Source organism: Methylomonas defluvii, assembly GCF_033949435.1.
Classification (GTDB): Bacteria; Pseudomonadota; Gammaproteobacteria; order Methylococcales; family Methylomonadaceae; genus Methylomonas; species Methylomonas defluvii.
On record NZ_JAXARY010000001.1, the window covers coordinates 85,524 to 104,278 of the forward strand.

Sequence of the window (18,755 nt, forward strand, 5' to 3'; positions counted from 1 at the left end):
ATGAACCCACGCACCGCCCAGGTTGAGCGCAATACGCTCGAAACCCAGATCAAAGTTTCCATTAATCTCGACGGTAACGGCTCGGCTTCGTTTACCACCGGTTTGCCGTTTTTGGACCACATGCTGGATCAGATAGCCCGGCACGGCTTGATAGACATAGAGGTTGTCTCGCACGGCGACCTGCACATTGATGCCCATCACAGCGTGGAAGACATCGGCATTACGCTCGGTCAAGCCTTTGCCAAAGCGCTGGGCGATAAAAAAGGCATTTACCGTTACGGCCACGCTTATTGCCCGTTGGATGAATCGTTATCGCGGGTGGTGGTGGATTTCTCCGGCCGTCCGGGCTTGTTCTATCAAGTGGAATTCAAACGCGCGTTCATCGGTAATTTCGACGTGGATTTGTTTAAAGAGTTTTTTCAAGGTTTTGTGAATCATGCCGGCGTGACCTTGCATATCGATAATATCAAGGGCGGCAATGCGCATCATATTGCCGAAACCGTATTCAAGGCATTCGGCCGGGCCGTGCGGATGGCAATCAGCCATGACGAGCGGATGGCCGGTATCATGCCTTCCACTAAAGGCAGTCTATAATTCCCCCATTTTTCGCCTAGAAACCCCGACCTTGTATCTCTAGTTTTATGTCATCAGTAGCCGTTATCGATTACGGAATGGGAAATCTGCATTCCATTGCCAAAGCGCTTCAACATGCCGATAGCCGGGTAAACGTACAAATAACCGCCGAAGCCTCGTTGATCCGCGCGGCGGATCGCGTGGTATTTCCGGGGGTCGGCGCGATACGCGATTGTATGCAAGCCTTGAACGAGAGTGGTTTGGCGGATGTGATCCGTGAAGTAGCGCAAAGCAAGCCTTTTCTGGGCATCTGCCTGGGGATGCAGGCCTTGCTGACCGACAGCGAGGAAAACGACGGCATCGCCTGTCTGAATATATTCCCCGGCCATGCCCGCCGTTTTGCCGATCACATGTTGGATGCCAACGGCAATGTTCTGAAAATTCCGCATATGGGCTGGAATCAGGTCAAACAACATCCGCATCCGCTCTGGCGCGACATTCCGGATCGTAGTCGCTTTTATTTTGTACACAGCTATTATGCGGCGCCGGACGATTCGCGCCACAGCGCCGCAACGGCCGATTATCCGCAAGCCTTTACCTGCGCACTGGCAAAAGACAATATGTTTGCCGTGCAATTTCATCCCGAAAAAAGCCAGACTGTCGGATTGCAGCTATTGCAAAACTTCCTGGCTTGGGATGGGACCGCGTAACTCCCCAACCCTTAGATGTTGGCTTTACTAACCTTTAGATTTAGTGTTTTAACTGTCGAGATTTAAATATGTTGCTGATACCCGCAATTGACTTGAAGGAAGGAAAATGTGTCCGTTTGCGCCAGGGTCGTATGGAAGACGATACCGTATTCTCGGACGATCCGGTGGCTGTGGCCGGGCGTTGGGTTGAAGCAGGGGCGAAGAGATTGCACCTAGTGGATTTGGACGGCGCCTTCGCCGGTAAACCGAAAAATGCCCAGGTTATTAACGCCATCGTCCAAGCTTATCCCGATGTGCCGGTACAAATCGGTGGCGGTATCCGCGACGAAGACACCATCCAGGCTTACTTGGAAGCCGGCGTACAGTACGTAATTATCGGCACCAAGGCGGTGAGCGAACCACATTTCGTGCGCGACGTATCGATCGAGTTTCCCGGCCACATTATCATCGGCCTGGATGCCCGCGACGGTAAGGTAGCAATCGACGGCTGGTCGAAACTGTCCCGCCACGACGTGATTGACCTGGCGCAAAAATTTGAGTCCAACGGCGTCGCGGCCATTATCTACACCGATATTTCCCGTGACGGCATGATGCAAGGCGTCAATGTCGAAGCGACCGCCAAATTGGCGCGCTCGGTGCACATCCCGGTCATTGCCTCCGGCGGCATCACTAACTTGGACGACATTCGCGCGCTGGGCGAGGTAGCCCACGAAGGCATCATGGGAGCCATCACCGGCCGGGCCATCTACGAAGGCACGCTGGATTTTGCCGAAGGCGAAAAACTGGCCGAGTCTTTCGGCGGAGCAGATGTCTGAGCTAATGCTGCTAAATCGTAAACCATGAGCCTAGCCAAACGTATTATTCCCTGCCTGGATGTCGATAACGGCCGCGTCGTCAAAGGCGTGAAGTTCGTCGATATTCGCGATGCCGGCGACCCGGTGGAAATCGCCCGTCGCTACGACCGAGAGGGTGCCGACGAGATCACCTTCCTGGACATCACCGCCACCCACGACAACCGCGACACCATCGTCCATGTGGTCGAGCAAGTGGCCAGCGAAGTATTTATCCCGCTGACCGTGGGTGGCGGCATCCGGGTATTGGAAGACATCCGCCGCATGCTCAACGCCGGCGCGGACAAAGTGGGCATCAACAGCGCTGCGGTATTTCGCCCGGAGTTTGTTAAGGAAGCGGCTGAAAAGTTTGGTTCGCAATGTATTGTGGTGGCTATCGACGCCAAAAAAGTCAGTCAGGAAGGCGAGGAAAACCGCTGGGAGATCTTTACCCACGGCGGCCGTAAACCGACCGGTATCAATGCCGTCGAATGGGCCGTCAGAATGAAAGACTACGGCGCGGGTGAAATTCTTTTGACCAGCATGGACCGCGACGGCACCAAATCCGGCTTCGACTTGGCTTTGACCCGTGCGATCAGCGAAGCGGTCAGCATCCCGGTCATCGCTTCCGGCGGTGTCGGCAATCTGGACCATCTAGCCGACGGCATTACCCAAGGTAAAGCCGATGCGGTCTTGGCCGCCAGCATTTTCCATTTTGCCGAATATACGATAGAGCAGGCCAAGAAACATATGCAATCCAGAGGCATAGAGGTGCGTTTATGAGCTTGGCTTGGTTGGAGGAAATCCAGTGGACCGAAGACGGCTTGGTGCCGGTCATCGCTCAACTGCAGGATAGCGGCCGCGTGGTGATGTTTGCCTGGATGAATCGCGAGTCACTGGCCTTGACGGTTGCCGAAGGTTATGCGGTATATTGGTCCCGCTCCCGCAACCGTTTGTGGCGCAAGGGTGAGGAATCCGGGCATAGGCAAAAAGTGATCGATATGCAACTGGATTGCGATGCTGATGTAATATTGCTTAAAATTGAACAGGAAGGTGGCATCGCCTGCCACACCGGTCGGGAAAGCTGCTTTTTCCGCAGTCTGGCTGATGGCGAATGGCAAACCACCGAGCCAGTATTGAAAGACCCTAAAGCCATCTACAAATAGATAGTCACACGCCGGCATAGCTCAGCAGGTAGAGCAGCGCACTCGTAACGCGAAGGTCGTAGGTTCGATTCCTATTGCCGGCACCATTTAAATGTTTGATTTGTAATAATTTTCAACAAGATTGCCCGTCGAGTTGCAGCAACAGTCCGTAGCAAGGCGCAAATTTAGGCGCAGTGCTGCTTAACTTTGCTCAATGAGGTGGCGCATGAGCCTCAAAAAATATCCAATTCGATTTCATTTTTCGTTGTTGGAGGTATGTGATGGCCTACATCAGACCCTTGGCAAACGGAATCTTCCGCGCCGATGTTCGCATGAAAGGCATCGTCAAAAACAAAACCTTTCCTTCCAAAAAACTTGCTCAAGCCTGGGCGGATACCGTTTGCAACCAGTGATTAATTAGAGCGCCTTTGCTTGTTAAAATGCCAAGTTGCTTATTAGCCGATAACTATTCAAAACATCTATAAACAGGACGACAGGATGACCAGCACCCAACAACGCGCTGCGCTGCAACGCCAAATCTGGCAAATCGCCAACGATGTACGCGGCGCGGTGGATGGCTGGGATTTCAAGCAGTACGTACTCGGCACCTTGTTCTATCGCTTTATCAGCGAAAACTTTGCCAGTTATATAGAAGGCGGAGATGAGAGCATCCATTATGCCGAGCTGCCGGACAATGTCATCACCCCGGAAATCAAGGACGATGCCGTTAAAACCAAGGGTTACTTCATTTACCCGAGCCAACTGTTCGTCAACATCGCCAAAGGCGCGAATAGCAACGACAGCCTGAATACCGATCTCGCAAAAATCTTTTCTGCCATCGAAAGCTCTGCCAACGGTTACCCCTCAGAAGGCGACATCAAAGGCCTGTTTGCCGACTTCGACACCACCAGCAACCGCCTCGGCAACACCGTAGCCGACAAAAACAGCCGCTTGGCCGCCGTGCTCAAAGGCGTGGCGAAGCTAGATTTTGGCGATTTTGACGACAGCCACATCGACCTGTTTGGCGATGCCTACGAGTTTCTGATCTCCAACTACGCCGCCAATGCCGGTAAATCCGGTGGCGAGTTTTTCACGCCGCAGCACGTGTCCAAGCTGATTGCCCAGCTGGCCATGCACAAGCAAACCAGCGTCAACAAAATCTACGACCCTGCCTGCGGCTCGGGCTCGCTGTTGCTGCAAGCCAAGAAGCAATTTGACGACCATATCATTGAAGACGGTTTTTTTGGGCAGGAGATCAACCACACTACTTACAATCTGGCGCGGATGAACATGTTCTTGCACAACATCAACTACGACAAGTTCAACATCCAACTCGGCAATACTCTGATCGACCCGCACTTTGGCGATGACAAACCCTTCGATGCCATCGTCTCCAACCCGCCTTATTCGGTGAACTGGATAGGCAACGACGACCCCACCCTGATTAACGACGAGCGCTTTGCTCCCGCAGGCGTGTTAGCACCCAAATCCAAAGCCGACTTTGCTTTTGTGCTACATGCGCTCAGTTACCTGTCCAGTAAAGGCCGGGCGGCCATTGTCTGCTTTCCCGGCATTTTTTACCGGGGCGGCGCCGAGCAGAAAATCCGCCAGTATCTGGTGGATAACAACTATGTCGAAACCGTGATTTCACTCGCGCCCAACCTGTTTTTTGGCACCACCATTGCCGTGAATATTCTGGTGCTGTCCAAACACAAAACCGACACTAAAACCCAGTTTATTGACGCCAGCGGTCTGTTTAAGAAAGAAACCAACAACAACGTGCTGCAGGATGAGCACATTGAGCAAATCATGACAGTGTTTGACAGCAAGGCCAACGTCGATCACTTTGCTCAGTCCATCCCGCTTGAGAAGGTGGCCGCCAATGATTACAACCTGTCCGTCAGCAGCTACGTCGAGGCCAAGGACAACCGCGAAGTGGTGGACATCGCAAAGCTCAATGCCGAGCTGAAAATTACCGTCGCCAAGATCGATCAGCTGCGTAAAGACATTGATGCCATCGTCGCGGAGATTGAAGGAGATACCCAGTGATTTTGGAAAACAAATTCAACCTCACCGACCAAATCGAACTGGCCAAGACGGAAGAAAAAATCAGTAAACAAAAAGCCAAGCAGCTTTTTGATTCCGGCGACATTGCCAAGGTGGAAGTCGGCACTTTTGCCGGGCTTAGCTATATCCATGCCTATTTGTTTGGGGATATTTATGAATTTGCCGGCAAAATCCGCGACGTCAATATCGCCAAGGGTAACTTTCGTTTTGCGCCGCTGATGTATTTGGAGCCATCGCTGAAACATATCGACACCATGCGGCAAGGCACGTTTGATGAAATCATCGAAAAATATGTCGAGATGAACATTGCTCACCCCTTCCGTGAGGGCAACGGCCGCGCCACTCGAATCTGGCTGGATCTGATGCTGAAAAAAGAAATCCGGCAGGTGGTGGATTGGAATCGAGTGGATAAAGACGAATACCTATCCGCCATGAAGCGCAGTGTGGTGAAAGACCTGGAAATTAAAGCCCTGCTGAAATCCGCCCTCACCGACCGGATTGATGACCGCGCCTTGTTTATGAAAGGGATTGATGTCAGCTACTACTACGAAGGCTATAGCGAATTTAAAACTGAGGAGCTATAGGGATGAGTCATTCGAGTTTTATGGAAAAGCTGCTGGATGGTGTTGAGATGGAGTGGAAGGCGTTAGGAAAAATCTGTGAAGTTTCTCGTTCCCACGCTCCCGCGTGGGAATGCATACGGACGCTGAATAATGGGTAGAAGCCGCTACAAAATAACTCAACCCCAACAGCCGCACTTCGTCACCCTGACAGTGTTACATTGGATTCCGGTATTCACCCGCCCTGACACCGTCAACATTCTGCTAGAGTCCCTGCGTTTTTTAAGCAAGGATGGGCTTCAAGTGTATGCGTGGGTCGTGCTGGAAAATCACTGCCATTTTGTACTTCAAAGCCAGGGTTTGGATCATGACATTGCCCGATTCAAATCATGGACGGCGAAAAGCCTGATTCAATATCTTGCGGCCCATAATGTCAGGCAAATTCTGGATCAGCTGGCGTTTTATAAAAAAGCTCATAAGGATGATCGTGCGTATCAATTCTGGCAGGAGGGCGTTCACCCTGAACTGATCCAGGGCGAGGATATGATGCGGCAAAAGATTGAATATATTCACCAAAACCCGGTGAAGCGCGGTTATGTAGACGAAGCCGCACATTGGCGCTATTCCAGTGCCAGAGATTATGCTGGGAAATCAGGGTTATTGGAGGTTAGTCGAAGATGGTGAGTAAGGTATGCATTCCCACGCGGGAGCGTGGGAACGAGAAAAACCGAGGAGCTATAGGGATGAGTAGATTAAGCTTTATGGATAAGCTGCTGGATGGGGTTGAGGTGAAGTGGAAGGCGTTGGGCGCAGTTGGAAATTTTATTCGTGGCAACGGATTGCAAAAAAAGGATTTCGTTGATGCCGGATTTCCAGCGATACATTACGGCCAAATCCATACAAAATACGGCTTATCTGCCGACAAAACCTTTACTTATGTGTCAGAAGAGTTGGCGAGCAAATTGAGAATGGCTCGTAAAAATGACCTCTTGCTGGCAACAACCTCAGAAAATGATGAAGACGTAGTCAAGCCACTGGCATGGCTTGGAAAGCAGGCAGCCATTTCTGGCGATATGATGGTTTACAGGCATAATCAAAACGTTAAATACCTTGCTTATTTCTTTCAAACAGAAGCATTCCAAGAGCAGAAGAAAAAGTACATTACTGGGGCGAAGGTGCGCAGGGTTTCAAGTGGTGATTTAGCTAAGATAATTGTCCCCATCCCGTGCCCTGAAACCCCCGAAAAATCGCTGGAAATCCAAGGTGAAATTGTCCGAATTTTGGACAATTTCACCGAGCTGACCGCCGAGCTGACCGCCGAGCTGACCGCCGAGCTGACCGCCCGCAAAAAACAATACAACTACTATCGCGACCAGTTTTTGAGTTTTGAAGCAGGGGAAGTGGAGTGGAAGATGTTGGGTGAGGTGGCTGAATTTCGTCGAGGCACGGCAATTACACAAAAGCAAACAACGGCCGGCGATATTCCTGTTGTTGCAAATGGCCCAACTCCAACATACCTCCACGGAGAGAGTAATAGGGAAGGCGAAACTATTGTCATCGCAAGATCAGGAGCCTATGCGGGCTATGTGAGCTTTTGGAATCAGCCAATATTTCTAACTGATGCTTTCAGCGTTCATCCTGATTCTAAAATTCTAAAGTCAAAGTTTGTTTACTACTTTCTTCAAAACAAACAGGAACATATTCACACAATGAAGAAAGGTGCTGGAGTTCCTCATGTTCGTGTTAAGGAATTTGAGTTATACGACATACCTATTCCCTCACTGGACGAACAAGCCCGCATCGTAGCCATCCTGGACAAATTCGATGCCATAACCAACTCCATCACCGAAGGCTTGCCAAGCGAAATTGCATTGCGCCAAAAGCAATATGAGTATTACCGAGATTTACTATTCAGCTTTCCCAAGCCTGAAGAGGTAGGCGCCTAATATGAGCAAAACGCTAACGGAAATAGCACAACAGCTGAGAGACGCCAATAAAAAAGTGCAGTTGATCTATGCCTTTAATGGCACGGGTAAAACTCGACTATCACGCGAGTTCAAAGAGTTAATTTCGCCAAAAACTGATACTGAAGACGCTCTGCAATCAGCGTTGGCACAAAAGAAAATCCTTTATTACAGCGCTTTTACGGAAGATCTGTTCTATTGGGATAATGATTTGCAGCTTGATGCCGAACCAAAATTAAAAATCCATACAAATGCTTTCACTAGATGGGTTCTGGAAGAGCAAGGCCAAGATCAGAACATTACCGCTATTTTCCAGCACTACACTAATGAAAAATTAACGCCGCATTTTAGTTCGGATTTTTCAGCAGTCAGCTTTTCATTTGAGCGTGGCAATATTGAGCAAGAATCAAATATTAAGATTTCCAAGGGTGAGGAAAGTAATTTTATTTGGAGCGTATTTCATTCGCTGATTGAGCAAATGATTTCCGAATTAAACATTGCTGAAGCTTCCGAACGATCAACCGATGCTTTTAATAATTTGGAATACGTTTTCATTGATGACCCGGTCAGCTCGCTGGATGAAAATCATTTGATCGAGCTGGCAGTCAATTTGGCGAGCCTGATCAAATCAAGCCAATCCCCTGATCTACGGTTTATCGTTACGACGCACAGCCCGCTTTTTTATAACGTCCTCTTCAATGAGCTGAACGGCAAAACTTGTTATCTGTTGGAGCGTTTTGAAGATGGCACCTTTGCCCTCACAGAAAAACACGGCGACTCCAACAAGAGCTTTTCATATCATCTGCATTTAAAGCAAACTATCGAACAGGCGATTGCTGAAAATAAGGTTGAAAAGTATCACTTCACACTGCTGCGTAACCTTTACGAAAAAACGGCTAGCTTTCTGGGTTATCCAAAGTGGGCGGAGCTCTTGCCTGATGACAAACAGCTCTATCTGAGCAGAATCATTAATTTTACAAGCCATAGCACGCTATCCAATGAAACCGTTGCAGAGCCAACGCCGGCAGAGAAAGCGATGGTCAAATTATTGCTCGATCACTTGAAAAGCAATTATGGTTTTTGGCAGGGGGAAGCAAATAATGCCCAATAAGAACCTAAGCCTGCGAGACCAAAGCACGGAGTTTTTGCTCTACACCGCGCCCAATGGCGCGATCAAGGTGGAGGTGTTGCTCAGTAATGAAACTATCTGGCTAACGCAGGAACGCATGGCGGAGCTGTTTGGCGTGCAGCGCCCAGCTATTACCAAACACCTGAAAAACATTTTTGACAGCAATGAGTTACAGGAAGAAGTGGTATGTTCCATTTTGGAACATACCTCTACGCATGGTGCGATTGAAGGCAAAACCCAAACCAGCAAGACCAAGTATTACAACCTGGATGCGGTGATTTCAGTCGGTTACCGTGTCAATTCGGCGCAGATAAGTGTTTGCGCAATATGAAAAGTTTAACAAGCAATAAGGCATCGAATCCGATTTCGACCGTGAAGTGAAAAAGCTACTGTAAAGCAAGGGACACAGAGGCATGAGCGAGATTACCCATCACAGCGATTACCGTCAGGCGATGGCAGTGATTAAACAGCGCATTCAAACATCGCAAATCCGTGCGGTGTTGGCGGTTAATTCTGAGCTTTTGAGCCTGTATTGGGATATCGGTCGTCAGTTGGAGGCTTGGCAACGCGAGCGTGCTTGGGGCTCGGCGGTGGTGGAGCAAATGGCGCTGGACTTGCAGGCCACTTACCCAGGTATGAAGGGGTTCTCGCGGACAAGCCTGTTTGCGATGCGGCAGTTTTACGCCTTCTTCAGTCCGCAGTTTGAATTTGTCCCACAACCTGTGGGACAAATGCCATGGGGGCACGTGCGCACCTTGCTGGCCAAGGTCAAGTCAGTGGAGGTGGTTTTGCTGTACGCGCAGGCCTGCATTGAGCATGGCTGGAGCCGCACGGTGCTAGCGTGGCAAATTGAGCAACGTTTTCACGAGCGCGTAGGCAAGGCAGTCGGCAATTTTGTTCAAACTTTACCAGCACCCCAATCTGAGCTGGTGCAACAGAGCCTGAAAGACCCTTATGTATTCGATTTTTTGACTCTCGCACCACAGGCAGTTGAACGCGATATCGAAAACCAGCTGGTGGCACAAATCACCCGATTTTTGCTGGAGCTAGGCAAGGGCTTTGCCTTCCTGGGGCGGCAATACCCCTTGGCCGTAAATGGCAAGGATTACTTTCTGGATTTGTTGTTTTATCACGCTCGCCTGAAGTGCTATGTGGTGATCGAATTAAAGGCCGGCGAATTCAAGCCCGAGTACATTGGCAAGCTCAATTTTTACTTGTCGGCAGTAGACGACCAACTGCGTGCCGAGGATGATCAGCCCACGATTGGCCTAATCTTGTGTAAGGACAAAGACAAGCTGGACGTGGAATACGCCCTGCGCGACATCAACAAACCTATGGGGGTGAGTTCGTTCATCACCAAAGATATTCCCTTATCAGTGCAGTCACAGTTGCCAACGGTGCAAGAGATAGAAAGCGAATTCGCACAGGGATATGGAGAATCAAACCAGTGACCGACTATAAAACCATCGCCGAATCGAATAATTTTATCGTTCTGGATAAATACACCAAGGCATCGCAAGTTAGCGAAAGCTACCAAAGCGAATACGATTTGGAGCGGGAATTCATCCAGGATTTGCAGAATCAGGGCTATGACTATCTGTCCGATTTAAACACGCCGGAGAAACTGCTGACCAATGTGCGTGAGCAGTTGCAGGCCCTGAATAACATGCAGTTTTCCGACGGCGAATGGTTACGCTTTGTGGAAACCTGGCTGGACAAACCGAGTGATAGCATCGTGGACAAAACCCGCAAAATTCACGATGACTATGTTCACGACTTTGTGTTTGACGATGGTCGCATCCAGAACATTTACCTGCTGGATAAAAAGAACATTGCCCGCAACAAGGTGCAGGTGATCAAGCAGTTTGAACAAACCGGTAGTCACGCCAATCGCTACGATGTGACAATTTTGGTGAATGGCTTGCCGCTGGTGCAGATAGAGCTGAAAAAACGCGGTGTGGCGATTCGTGAAGCCTTTAATCAGGTGCATCGTTACAGCAAAGAAAGCTTTAACAGCGCGCATTCGTTGTTCAAATACTTGCAGCTGTTTGTGATTTCCAACGGTACGGATAGCCGTTATTTTGCTAATACCACCCAGCGCAACAAAAACAGTTTCGATTTCACCATGAATTGGGCGAAATCAGACAACAACCTGATTAAAGATTTAAAAGACTTTACCGCCACTTTTTTCCAGAAAAATACGCTGCTTAATGTGTTACTGCATTATTCGGTGTTCGATGTGAACGATACGTTGCTGGTGATGCGTCCTTACCAGATTGCCGCGACCGAGCGCATTCTGTGGAAAATCAACAGCGCCTATCAAGCGAAAAACTGGAGCAACACGGAAAGTGGCGGCTATATCTGGCACACCACTGGTTCCGGCAAAACTTTAACTAGTTTTAAAGCCGCGCGATTGGCAACGGAACTGGACTTTATCGATAAGGTATTTTTTGTGGTGGACCGCAAGGATCTGGATTATCAGACGATGAAGGAATACCAGCGCTTTTCGCCGGACAGCGTGAACGGCTCTGACAGCACTGCCGGTCTAAAGCGCAATCTGGATAAGGACGACAACAAAATCATTGTCACCACCATCCAGAAACTCAACAACCTGATGAAAGCTGAAAACGATTTGCCGATTTACAACAAGCAGGTGGTGTTTATCTTCGATGAATGTCACCGTAGCCAATTTGGCGAAGCACAGAAAAACCTGAAGAAGAAGTTCAAGAAGTTTTACCAGTTTGGTTTTACCGGCACCCCTATCTTTCCGCAAAACGCCCTCGGCGCGGAAACCACCGCCAGCGTATTTGGCCGTGAGCTGCATTCCTATGTGATTACTGATGCCATCCGCGATGAAAAAGTGCTCAAGTTCAAGGTGGATTACAACGATGTACGTCCACAGTTCAAAGCGATTGAAACGGAGCAGGACGAGAAAAAACTTAACGCCGCAGAAAACAAGCAAGCGTTGTTGCATCCTGAGCGCATCCAGGAAATTTCGCAGTACATTTTGAAGAACTTCCGGCAAAAAACCCATCGCCTCCAGGCGCGAGCCCAAGGTTTTAACGCCTTATTTGCCGTCAGCAGTGTGGATGCCGCTAAGTTGTATTACGAGTCGTTCAGGGACTTGCAAAAAGCCAGCGATAAGCCACTAAAAGTCGCTACGATTTTCTCGTTTGCCGCCAATGAAGAGCAAGATGCGGTGGGCGATATTCAGGATGAAAGCTTTGATGTTTCCGCTATGAATAGCAGCGCCAAAGAGTTTTTGAGCGCGGCCATTGCTGACTATAACGCGCTATTCAGAACCAACTTCAGCGTTGAAAGTAAAGCGTTTCAAAACTACTACCGCGACCTTGCATTGCGGGTAAAAAATCAGGAAGTGGATTTGCTTATTGTGGTGGGCATGTTTTTAACCGGCTTTGATGCGCCGACCTTGAACACCTTGTTTGTTGATAAAAACCTGCGTTATCACGGTTTGTTGCAGGCCTATTCGCGCACTAACCGTATTTATGATGCGACCAAGACTTTTGGCAATATCATCACCTTCCGCGATTTAGAGAAAGCCACGATTGACGCTATTACCTTGTTTGGCGACAAGAACACCAAAAACGTGGTGTTGGAAAAAAGCTATAAAGAGTACATGGAAGGTTTTACCGATGTGATCACCGGGGAAGCTCGACGTGGCTATATGGATGTGGTGACGGAATTACAACAGCGCTTCCCTAGTCCAGATGAAATCGTTACGGAAAAGGATAAAAAGGACTTTGCCAAGTTGTTTGGTGAATATTTGCGCGTTGAGAATGTGCTGCAAAACTTTGATGAGTTTGCCGGCTTAAAAGCCTTACAAGGCTTGGACATGAATGACCCTGCGGCTGTGGAGGCGTTTAAAACGCAACACTATTTGAGCGATGATGATTTGGCGGCCATGCAAGCGGTTCACATACCCGCCGAGCGTACTATTCAGGATTACCGTTCAACTTATAACGATATTCGTGATTGGCTGCGTCGCGAAAAAGCCGCCAACGAAAAAGCCACTTCCACCATTGACTGGGATGATGTGGTGTTTGAGGTGGAACTGCTCAAATCGCAGGAAATTAATCTGGATTACATTCTGGAATTGATTTTCGAGCACAATAAAAAGCTTAAAGATAAAAGCGCACTGGTTGAAGAAGTGCGCCGATTGATCCGTGCTAGTCTGGGCAACCGCGCCAAAGAAAGTTTGCTGGTGGATTTTATTAACCAGACCAACTTGGACGAAATTGTCGACAAAGCCAGCATTATTGATGCCTTCTTTACCTTTGCTCAGGCTGAACAAAAGCGCGAAGCGGAAGAGTTAATTAATGCTGAAAATCTGAATGCAGAAGCGGCCAAGCGTTACATCGGTGCATCGTTGAAACGCGAATTTGCCAGCGAAAACGGTACTGAACTAAATGCCATTCTGCCCAAAATGAGCCCACTTAACCCACAATACCTAACAAAAAAACAAAGCGTTTTCCAAAAAATTGCCGCGTTTGTTGAAAAGTTTAAGGGTGTGGGTGGGCAGGTTTGATTCAGGTTCTTGTGGTAACGAAGTTATTGGTTAAATACTCTAGGCGTTAATTTATGAGTACATATCAAACGAATTGAGTCAAAAGCAACTCATATTGAAACATACTGGAACTTACGATATATAATGCCTGCGCAGTAGTTTCCGGTTGTTTCAATTCGTCCAACAAGCACTCGTAACGCGAAGGTCGTAGGTTCGATTCCTATTGCCGGCACCATTTAAATCAACACTCTATCCTTTTTAGACATTTGCAAAAGTTGCTTCGTTATACTCGCGCGCGGGATGTCGGGGAGTTTGATAGCACGTGCAAAGATGCGGATGGTTTATAGACTTATACCGTTTTGGCCGGCCAGTTTTGGTTAGTTCCGACCCTATAGGCCGCAACCGCTAATTTTAAGCGCCGTCCGGACGCTTTAAATCCTGACTTTTTATCCGAAGGTATTCAAATCCTTTCCTTGCACTTTACAGAGACAACACATTTTGAGTTTAAATAGTTACCAGTCGGTTGATCGCGAACAATTAGCCAAAGACATCAGCCAAATTCATAAACAAGCGTTAGCCGATATTGGTCCTGCCGATTTCGAACATTTAAAAAAAGTCGAACGTTGGGGCAAGGTTTGCTCTCTCGTGGGTTACGCGACCGCCTGGGTTTTTCCCAATCCGGTTTCCGCGTTGTTGATCAGTCAGGGCAGTTTTTCCCGCTGGACCGGGGTAGGCCACCCCATCGTGCATAAAGCCTTCGATAAAATGCGGGATGTGGACAAAAACTACACCAGCAAGAAGTTTGCAAAGGGTTGGCGGCGGTTTTTGGATTGGCCGGATTGGATGACCCCGGCCGGCTGGCATCACGAACACGATTTATTGCATCATTACAACCTGGGTGAGGAGACCGATCCCAACAATGCCCAGCACAACATGGAATGGCTGCGGCAATCCAAACTGCCGATGTGGCAACGCTATGCCATCGTGGCTTTGTTTTCCGGTATCTGGAAAATTATTTATTACACGCCGCGCACGCACAAAGAATTGGTTTTAAATGCCGCCCGCCTGCAAGGTAAACCCAAGCCCGAGACCACACGTATCGGTGCCTGGAGCCTGTTTACCCCGCAAGGTAAGGCGCTATGGCTGCAAAGCGTATTGCCTTATAGCGCGTATCGTTTTGTATTAATACCGCTGCTATTCTTGCCGCTGGGCGGGTTTGCCGCTGTCAGCGTATTGATCAATTCGATTCTGGCGGAAATTTTCACCAATATGCATAGCTTTTTGGTGATGATCCCCAATCATGCCGGCGACGACGTGATGATGTTCGATGAAAAATCGCATAGTAAAGGCGAGTTTTATCTGCGGCAGATTTTGGGTTCGGTCAATTACCCAACCGGGTCTAATTTGAATGATTTTTTCTACGGTTGGTTGAATTATCAAATTGAGCACCATTTATGGCCGGATTTGCCGCTAAGCCAATACCAAAAATTGCAGCCGCAAGTGAAAGCGCTGTGCGAGAAACATAATATTCCTTACTGCCAGGAATCGGTGTTTAAGCGCATGCTGAAAGCCGCGGATATTATGGTAGGCAAAACCTCAATGCTGAAGCCGGCGGTTGTTTAATACGTCCAGCGCGAGTTGTTTAAATAGCCCACTGAATCAAACTTTATGTTTTAGGCGAAGTGCCTATGCGATTCTGGGTGACTGGCGATGCGCGCTAATTTATGTCAATGCAGTTAATCTGCCCACAAACGAGTGTAATCAACGAAAATACTATGAGCGACATCAGAGATACCAAGCCCGAACCCATCGCAGCAAAACCAAACTGGAATTACGACTCGTACTTTCTAGCCCAGCTTGAACGGATCAATCAGCAGACCGCTATCAAGAAGCCGAAAAAGCGTGTTGTCGATGCCGCCCCGAAAGACGACAACGACACTGTGGATGAGCAGAATAAATAGTTAACCCGGGTAAACCGTGCAACGCGGTTTAGTCGTGTTACGCCGCCTTTTGGCGGAGGACTGCCAGCGGTTTTGTGGTAAACGCATTCAGGCAAGGTTTCACCTGCTTTTTCTGAGTCTTACCGTGTCGTGGAAAATGGCGATAAACCTGGTGAGGCGGTGCGTTCGCTATTTGTCGGGATTGCTTTATTTGCTGGCGTGCATTGCAAGCATGGTCACTGGTCAGCATTGCAAAGTGTTTGATCCCTATCGTCAAAGCCGCTAAACGAAACTAAATGAAAAATGTGCGAACGGGCTACACATTTTTCCATATCGCAGTAATATCGTCACTTAAAGAGTCTGTCGGAGCGCAAAATGTACTGCCCAAACTGTGGAAAACAAAACCCGGACAATGCAAATTTCTGCCTTGAGTGTGGCGCAGCCATGCAAGCGAATAACGGCTATCGCGGGCCAGTGGCTAACGGACGGAATATGACGTTTACCGAATCGGTGTCCGGCTGTTTTGCAAAGGCATTTGTTTTTACAGGTAGAGCATCACGCGCTGAATACTGGTGGTTTGCGCTGTTCACGCTATTGGTATCGATGATGGCTGGAATCATCGATCAATCGTCCTACGGCGAGCCGGCTACCGTCACGGCGATCACCAATTTGGTAATTCTATTTCCGTCGCTGGCTGTTAATATCCGCCGATTACACGATACCGGGCATAGCGGCTGGTGGTATCTGATTATTCTGACCATCATCGGCATCATTCCGTATTTCATCTGGATGGTGTCAAAAGGCGATGACCGTGCAAACGAGTATGGGGCGCCGCCTGTTTAACCCCCTTCATTTTAAATTTCGTCGATCAGTCAATTAGCCGGGATGATGATCAATATTGTTTTGTCCGCATCGCTAATATTGAACATTATTTTGGTCGCGCTGCTGGTCTTCAATGCCCGAAAAGTTCGACGCAAACATCAAAATCAAAAGCAGCCCACCCTTAGAACGCCTGCCAATGTAAGGACAATTTCCTGTCCATCCTGTGCGCAACACATTAAATTTACGTTACCCATCGAAGGTAACAAAGCGCGATGCCGAAAGTGCCATGCACAATTCAAATTGGATATCGACGAACATCGCAATGTGTATATAACCGAAATAAAACTGCCTGAAGATGGTCGAAACATCAAATCGTTAGCGGATTGTTATTTAATTCTCGGCCTGACTGCCGATGCCATACCGATAGACATCAAAGCAGCATACAAAAAGAAAATTTCCGAATACCACCCGGACCGAGTCGGCGTGTTTGGCGAAAAAATCAAACAACTCGCCGAGGAAGAAACCCGGCAAATCAACGCCGCCTACGCCATGCTGCAAGAGCAGGGCATGGTGTGACATCGCCAAGTTGGTTTTAGGATGATTGGCGCTGACAAAAGCTAAAAGATTTTAACCGGCCATCGATTTTTAACATTGGCGTGTAAGCATCACCAGCGGCGTAGCACTTAACAAACGCCGAACTCTTGCTGTGCCGGATCGACTCAGCATTTATGAATACCTGCAAACGACTACACTACCTGGCGGCGTAACATATCTGTCGGATATGGGTTTCAATCAAATCAAGGACTGAGCGTGACAGCACCGTATTTCCAATATTGGGGTAAAGCCAAGCCAGAATCCGATGACGGTCTGGCTTACCATTGTGTGGATGTGGTGGTGGAGTGGAAATTGTTTAAGTTACTGACCGGCAATGATCGTTCACTGAAGTTGCGTATTTCGACCCATTTTTGACGGTCGCGTTTCTCAAAAGCAGCCAGTCAGCAAGATCAAGATTCTGCGAACTAGAGGGCTACAAAGCAGCCATTGGGGACCTCACACAACGGCTAAAAGGAGACTTTGGATGAGGTTGAAGATGAATGGGTCTTACAGACTGCTATGGGTAGCATTGCAGCTCATCAAAAGGGTCGAGTGATAACATTGAATAGTTGATTCTGGAAATTTTCCAAAAACCCGCTTGTACCATCTTTACTAGGGGTTGTAAGCCCGTTTCGGCCTGACAATGCTGTATACACTCCGCTCGGGTAATCGGCAGCACATGTCCAGAATCGAGCCTTGTTGGTATGCCGGGGGCGCAAGCACGAAAGGCTCCTAGGCACAACGGTATCAGGAGGCTTTGATAGATGGTGCTGACAGGCCACGTTAGAGATTCATTCCAAATTTAGAACTACACTTATCATCTTTAAAATGAGTAGGCGATTATTTTCTGCTAATTTTCATTTATCGTCCTTTTTTAAACTTTCATGAGCAAGATAAAACCCTTACAAACTATCGAGGACCTAAAAAATATGACTGTAAAAAACTGTCTAATCGTTGACGACAGCAAGATGTCGAGAATGATGGTTAAAAAAATTATTCTTGATGCGCACCCCGATTGGATTCTTGCGGAAGCCCAAAACGGCCAAGAGGCCATTGACCGGGCCAGCGAGGCTGGGTTTGATATTATTTTGTTGGATTACAACATGCCGGTGATGGAAGGTGGTGCGGCGGCAGCGGTGATTCGACCGTTGCAACCTGAGGCCCAAATTGCTTTTTTAACCGCAAATGTTCAAGAGGCGGTAAAAAATCTGGCAATTCAATTAAGGATTGATTTCATCCCCAAACCTATTACTGAAGAAAAAATTAAAAGATATGTCGGATAACATCGATAACACTGATGAAGATTTTCTGGATGCCGTAGCTGAAATTCTCAACATCGGCATGGGGTATGCCGCCAGCGCACTCAGCGAGATGGTCAATGAGGAAGTCAAGCTGAGTGTGCCGGGTGTCATGTTTGTGAGCCGGCCCGATGCCTTAAAAATCCTGCAAGCCAAGACCGAGAAGGAAGTCAGCGGTGTTTGTCAGCATTTCGACGGGATTATGGGGGGCGACGTATTATTGCTGTTCCCCGAGGAGAAAAGCCTGCAATTGGTCAGGGCTGTTTTGCAACAGGATATTTCTCTAGACGATTTGACCGAAATGGAGCAAGAAGCCATGGCGGAGATCGGCAATGTCATTCTAAATGGTTGTTTGTGTGCGATAGCCGATTTGTTCGAGCAGCAAATTACCGGCGGTATTCCGGAATTCGTAAAAGGATCCTTGACCAGCATTCTCACCGATGAGCCACTTGTGAATAAGGTCGAAGCCTGCGTCCTGCTCTTGAATATGGAGTTTTCATTGGCTAAACAGCATGTTGAAGGGTATGTCTCATTTTTAATGGATGTAGATTCAATGGATGTCTTCAAACAAAGTGTTAAGACCTATTTAGGTCTGTAA

21 protein-coding genes, 1 tRNA gene and 1 pseudogene are annotated in these 18,755 nt (G+C 48.3%); all 23 read left to right on the forward strand.

The features are described 5' to 3' along the window. The 23 genes and pseudogenes from hisB to QLH52_RS00530 all read left to right on the forward strand — a co-directional run bounded on the left by hisB (nucleotide 1) and on the right by QLH52_RS00530 (nucleotide 18,755). On the forward strand, nucleotides 1–594 hold the full coding sequence (gene hisB, locus QLH52_RS00425; protein ID WP_033158582.1) for an imidazoleglycerol-phosphate dehydratase HisB: 594 nt from the start codon (nucleotides 1–3) through the stop codon (nucleotides 592–594). A 47-nt stretch (nucleotides 595–641) separates the two neighbouring features. Beyond that, a complete protein-coding gene (hisH, locus tag QLH52_RS00430; protein ID WP_319960185.1) occupies nucleotides 642–1,283 on the forward strand; it encodes an imidazole glycerol phosphate synthase subunit HisH in 642 nt (213 codons plus the stop codon). Between the two features lie 68 nt (nucleotides 1,284–1,351). Continuing rightward, nucleotides 1,352–2,098 carry a 1-(5-phosphoribosyl)-5-[(5-phosphoribosylamino)methylideneamino]imidazole-4-carboxamide isomerase gene (gene hisA, locus QLH52_RS00435; protein WP_026147134.1) on the forward strand — a complete coding sequence of 249 codons (747 nt, stop codon included), beginning with the start codon at nucleotides 1,352–1,354 and terminating at the stop codon, nucleotides 2,096–2,098. Between the two features lie 24 nt (nucleotides 2,099–2,122). Then, entirely contained in the window at nucleotides 2,123–2,896 is a 774-nt protein-coding gene (gene hisF, locus QLH52_RS00440) for an imidazole glycerol phosphate synthase subunit HisF (protein ID WP_205452890.1), read from the forward strand. Continuing rightward, a complete protein-coding gene (gene hisI, locus QLH52_RS00445) occupies nucleotides 2,893–3,279 on the forward strand; it encodes a phosphoribosyl-AMP cyclohydrolase (RefSeq protein WP_319960186.1) in 387 nt (128 codons plus the stop codon). The genes hisF and hisI overlap by 4 nt, the downstream gene beginning before the upstream one ends. A gap of 10 nt (nucleotides 3,280–3,289) precedes the next feature. Further along, nucleotides 3,290–3,365, forward strand: a tRNA-Thr gene (locus QLH52_RS00450). A gap of 174 nt (nucleotides 3,366–3,539) precedes the next feature. Further along, a complete protein-coding gene (locus QLH52_RS00455) occupies nucleotides 3,540–3,671 on the forward strand; it encodes a hypothetical protein (RefSeq protein WP_319960187.1) in 132 nt (43 codons plus the stop codon). An 85-nt stretch (nucleotides 3,672–3,756) separates the two neighbouring features. Further along, nucleotides 3,757–5,307 (forward strand): type I restriction-modification system subunit M, encoded by a 1,551-nt coding sequence (locus tag QLH52_RS00460; protein WP_319960188.1) that lies wholly within the window; start codon nucleotides 3,757–3,759, stop codon nucleotides 5,305–5,307. After that, a complete protein-coding gene (gene fic / locus QLH52_RS00465; protein WP_319960189.1) occupies nucleotides 5,304–5,909 on the forward strand; it encodes a protein adenylyltransferase Fic in 606 nt (201 codons plus the stop codon). The genes QLH52_RS00460 and fic overlap by 4 nt, the downstream gene beginning before the upstream one ends. Nucleotides 5,910–6,038: 129 nt before the next feature. Continuing rightward, nucleotides 6,039–6,569, forward strand: a complete 531-nt coding sequence (locus tag QLH52_RS00470) for an REP-associated tyrosine transposase (RefSeq protein WP_319960190.1) — start codon at nucleotides 6,039–6,041, stop codon at nucleotides 6,567–6,569. A 59-nt stretch (nucleotides 6,570–6,628) separates the two neighbouring features. After that, nucleotides 6,629–7,831 (forward strand): restriction endonuclease subunit S, encoded by a 1,203-nt coding sequence (locus tag QLH52_RS00475; protein WP_319960191.1) that lies wholly within the window; start codon nucleotides 6,629–6,631, stop codon nucleotides 7,829–7,831. 1 nt (nucleotide 7,832) lies between these two features. Continuing rightward, a complete protein-coding gene (locus QLH52_RS00480) occupies nucleotides 7,833–8,960 on the forward strand; it encodes an anticodon nuclease (RefSeq protein WP_319960192.1) in 1,128 nt (375 codons plus the stop codon). Next, nucleotides 8,950–9,309, forward strand: coding sequence for a virulence RhuM family protein (locus QLH52_RS00485; protein ID WP_319960193.1), 360 nt, complete (start codon nucleotides 8,950–8,952; stop codon nucleotides 9,307–9,309). Before QLH52_RS00480 ends, QLH52_RS00485 begins: the two co-directional genes overlap by 11 nt. Before the next feature lie 82 nt (nucleotides 9,310–9,391). Continuing rightward, a complete protein-coding gene (locus QLH52_RS00490) occupies nucleotides 9,392–10,429 on the forward strand; it encodes a PDDEXK nuclease domain-containing protein (RefSeq protein ID WP_319960194.1) in 1,038 nt (345 codons plus the stop codon). After that, complete coding sequence (locus QLH52_RS00495) at nucleotides 10,426–13,524, forward strand: HsdR family type I site-specific deoxyribonuclease (RefSeq protein WP_319960195.1); 3,099 nt, start codon at nucleotides 10,426–10,428, stop codon at nucleotides 13,522–13,524. The genes QLH52_RS00490 and QLH52_RS00495 overlap by 4 nt, the downstream gene beginning before the upstream one ends. A gap of 477 nt (nucleotides 13,525–14,001) precedes the next feature. Next, the gene (locus QLH52_RS00500) at nucleotides 14,002–15,126 is read left to right on the forward strand and encodes a fatty acid desaturase family protein (RefSeq protein WP_319960196.1); all 1,125 of its coding nucleotides are present in this window, start codon (nucleotides 14,002–14,004) and stop codon (nucleotides 15,124–15,126) included. Nucleotides 15,127–15,278: 152 nt separating this feature from the next. After that, nucleotides 15,279–15,464, forward strand: a complete 186-nt coding sequence (locus QLH52_RS00505; RefSeq protein ID WP_171696716.1) for a hypothetical protein — start codon at nucleotides 15,279–15,281, stop codon at nucleotides 15,462–15,464. Between the two features lie 354 nt (nucleotides 15,465–15,818). Beyond that, nucleotides 15,819–15,881: pseudogene (locus tag QLH52_RS24560) on the forward strand (zinc-ribbon domain-containing protein); the annotation flags it as partial. Nucleotides 15,882–15,887: 6 nt separating this feature from the next. After that, the gene (locus QLH52_RS00510; protein WP_319960197.1) at nucleotides 15,888–16,286 is read left to right on the forward strand and encodes a DUF805 domain-containing protein; all 399 of its coding nucleotides are present in this window, start codon (nucleotides 15,888–15,890) and stop codon (nucleotides 16,284–16,286) included. 279 nt (nucleotides 16,287–16,565) lie between these two features. Beyond that, nucleotides 16,566–16,841: a J domain-containing protein gene (locus QLH52_RS00515; RefSeq protein WP_319960198.1), complete on the forward strand. Its 276-nt coding sequence runs from the start codon at nucleotides 16,566–16,568 to the stop codon at nucleotides 16,839–16,841. Between the two features lie 234 nt (nucleotides 16,842–17,075). Further along, the gene (locus tag QLH52_RS00520) at nucleotides 17,076–17,234 is read left to right on the forward strand and encodes a hypothetical protein (RefSeq protein ID WP_319960199.1); all 159 of its coding nucleotides are present in this window, start codon (nucleotides 17,076–17,078) and stop codon (nucleotides 17,232–17,234) included. Nucleotides 17,235–17,788: 554 nt separating this feature from the next. Continuing rightward, a complete protein-coding gene (locus QLH52_RS00525) occupies nucleotides 17,789–18,142 on the forward strand; it encodes a response regulator transcription factor (protein WP_205453090.1) in 354 nt (117 codons plus the stop codon). Then, on the forward strand, nucleotides 18,132–18,755 hold the full coding sequence (locus tag QLH52_RS00530) for a chemotaxis protein CheC (RefSeq protein ID WP_205453092.1): 624 nt from the start codon (nucleotides 18,132–18,134) through the stop codon (nucleotides 18,753–18,755). Before QLH52_RS00525 ends, QLH52_RS00530 begins: the two co-directional genes overlap by 11 nt.

Excerpts from the sequence above, each read along its gene's own strand:
- hisB (WP_033158582.1), top strand. The coding sequence starts at position 1 with ATGAACCCACGCACCGCCCAGGTTGAGCGCAATACGCTCGAAACCCAG.
- hisH (WP_319960185.1), top strand. The coding sequence starts at position 642 with ATGTCATCAGTAGCCGTTATCGATTACGGAATGGGAAATCTGCATTCC.
- hisA (WP_026147134.1), top strand. The coding sequence starts at position 1,352 with ATGTTGCTGATACCCGCAATTGACTTGAAGGAAGGAAAATGTGTCCGT.
- hisF (WP_205452890.1), top strand. The coding sequence starts at position 2,123 with ATGAGCCTAGCCAAACGTATTATTCCCTGCCTGGATGTCGATAACGGC.
- hisI (WP_319960186.1), top strand. The coding sequence starts at position 2,893 with ATGAGCTTGGCTTGGTTGGAGGAAATCCAGTGGACCGAAGACGGCTTG.
- QLH52_RS00455 (WP_319960187.1), top strand. The coding sequence starts at position 3,540 with ATGGCCTACATCAGACCCTTGGCAAACGGAATCTTCCGCGCCGATGTT.
- QLH52_RS00460 (WP_319960188.1), top strand. The coding sequence starts at position 3,757 with ATGACCAGCACCCAACAACGCGCTGCGCTGCAACGCCAAATCTGGCAA.
- QLH52_RS00470 (WP_319960190.1), top strand. The coding sequence starts at position 6,039 with ATGGGTAGAAGCCGCTACAAAATAACTCAACCCCAACAGCCGCACTTC.
- QLH52_RS00475 (WP_319960191.1), top strand. The coding sequence starts at position 6,629 with ATGAGTAGATTAAGCTTTATGGATAAGCTGCTGGATGGGGTTGAGGTG.
- QLH52_RS00480 (WP_319960192.1), top strand. The coding sequence starts at position 7,833 with ATGAGCAAAACGCTAACGGAAATAGCACAACAGCTGAGAGACGCCAAT.
- QLH52_RS00485 (WP_319960193.1), top strand. The coding sequence starts at position 8,950 with ATGCCCAATAAGAACCTAAGCCTGCGAGACCAAAGCACGGAGTTTTTG.
- QLH52_RS00490 (WP_319960194.1), top strand. The coding sequence starts at position 9,392 with ATGAGCGAGATTACCCATCACAGCGATTACCGTCAGGCGATGGCAGTG.
- QLH52_RS00505 (WP_171696716.1), top strand. The coding sequence starts at position 15,279 with ATGAGCGACATCAGAGATACCAAGCCCGAACCCATCGCAGCAAAACCA.
- QLH52_RS00510 (WP_319960197.1), top strand. The coding sequence starts at position 15,888 with ATGCAAGCGAATAACGGCTATCGCGGGCCAGTGGCTAACGGACGGAAT.
- QLH52_RS00525 (WP_205453090.1), top strand. The coding sequence starts at position 17,789 with ATGACTGTAAAAAACTGTCTAATCGTTGACGACAGCAAGATGTCGAGA.
- QLH52_RS00530 (WP_205453092.1), top strand. The coding sequence starts at position 18,132 with ATGTCGGATAACATCGATAACACTGATGAAGATTTTCTGGATGCCGTA.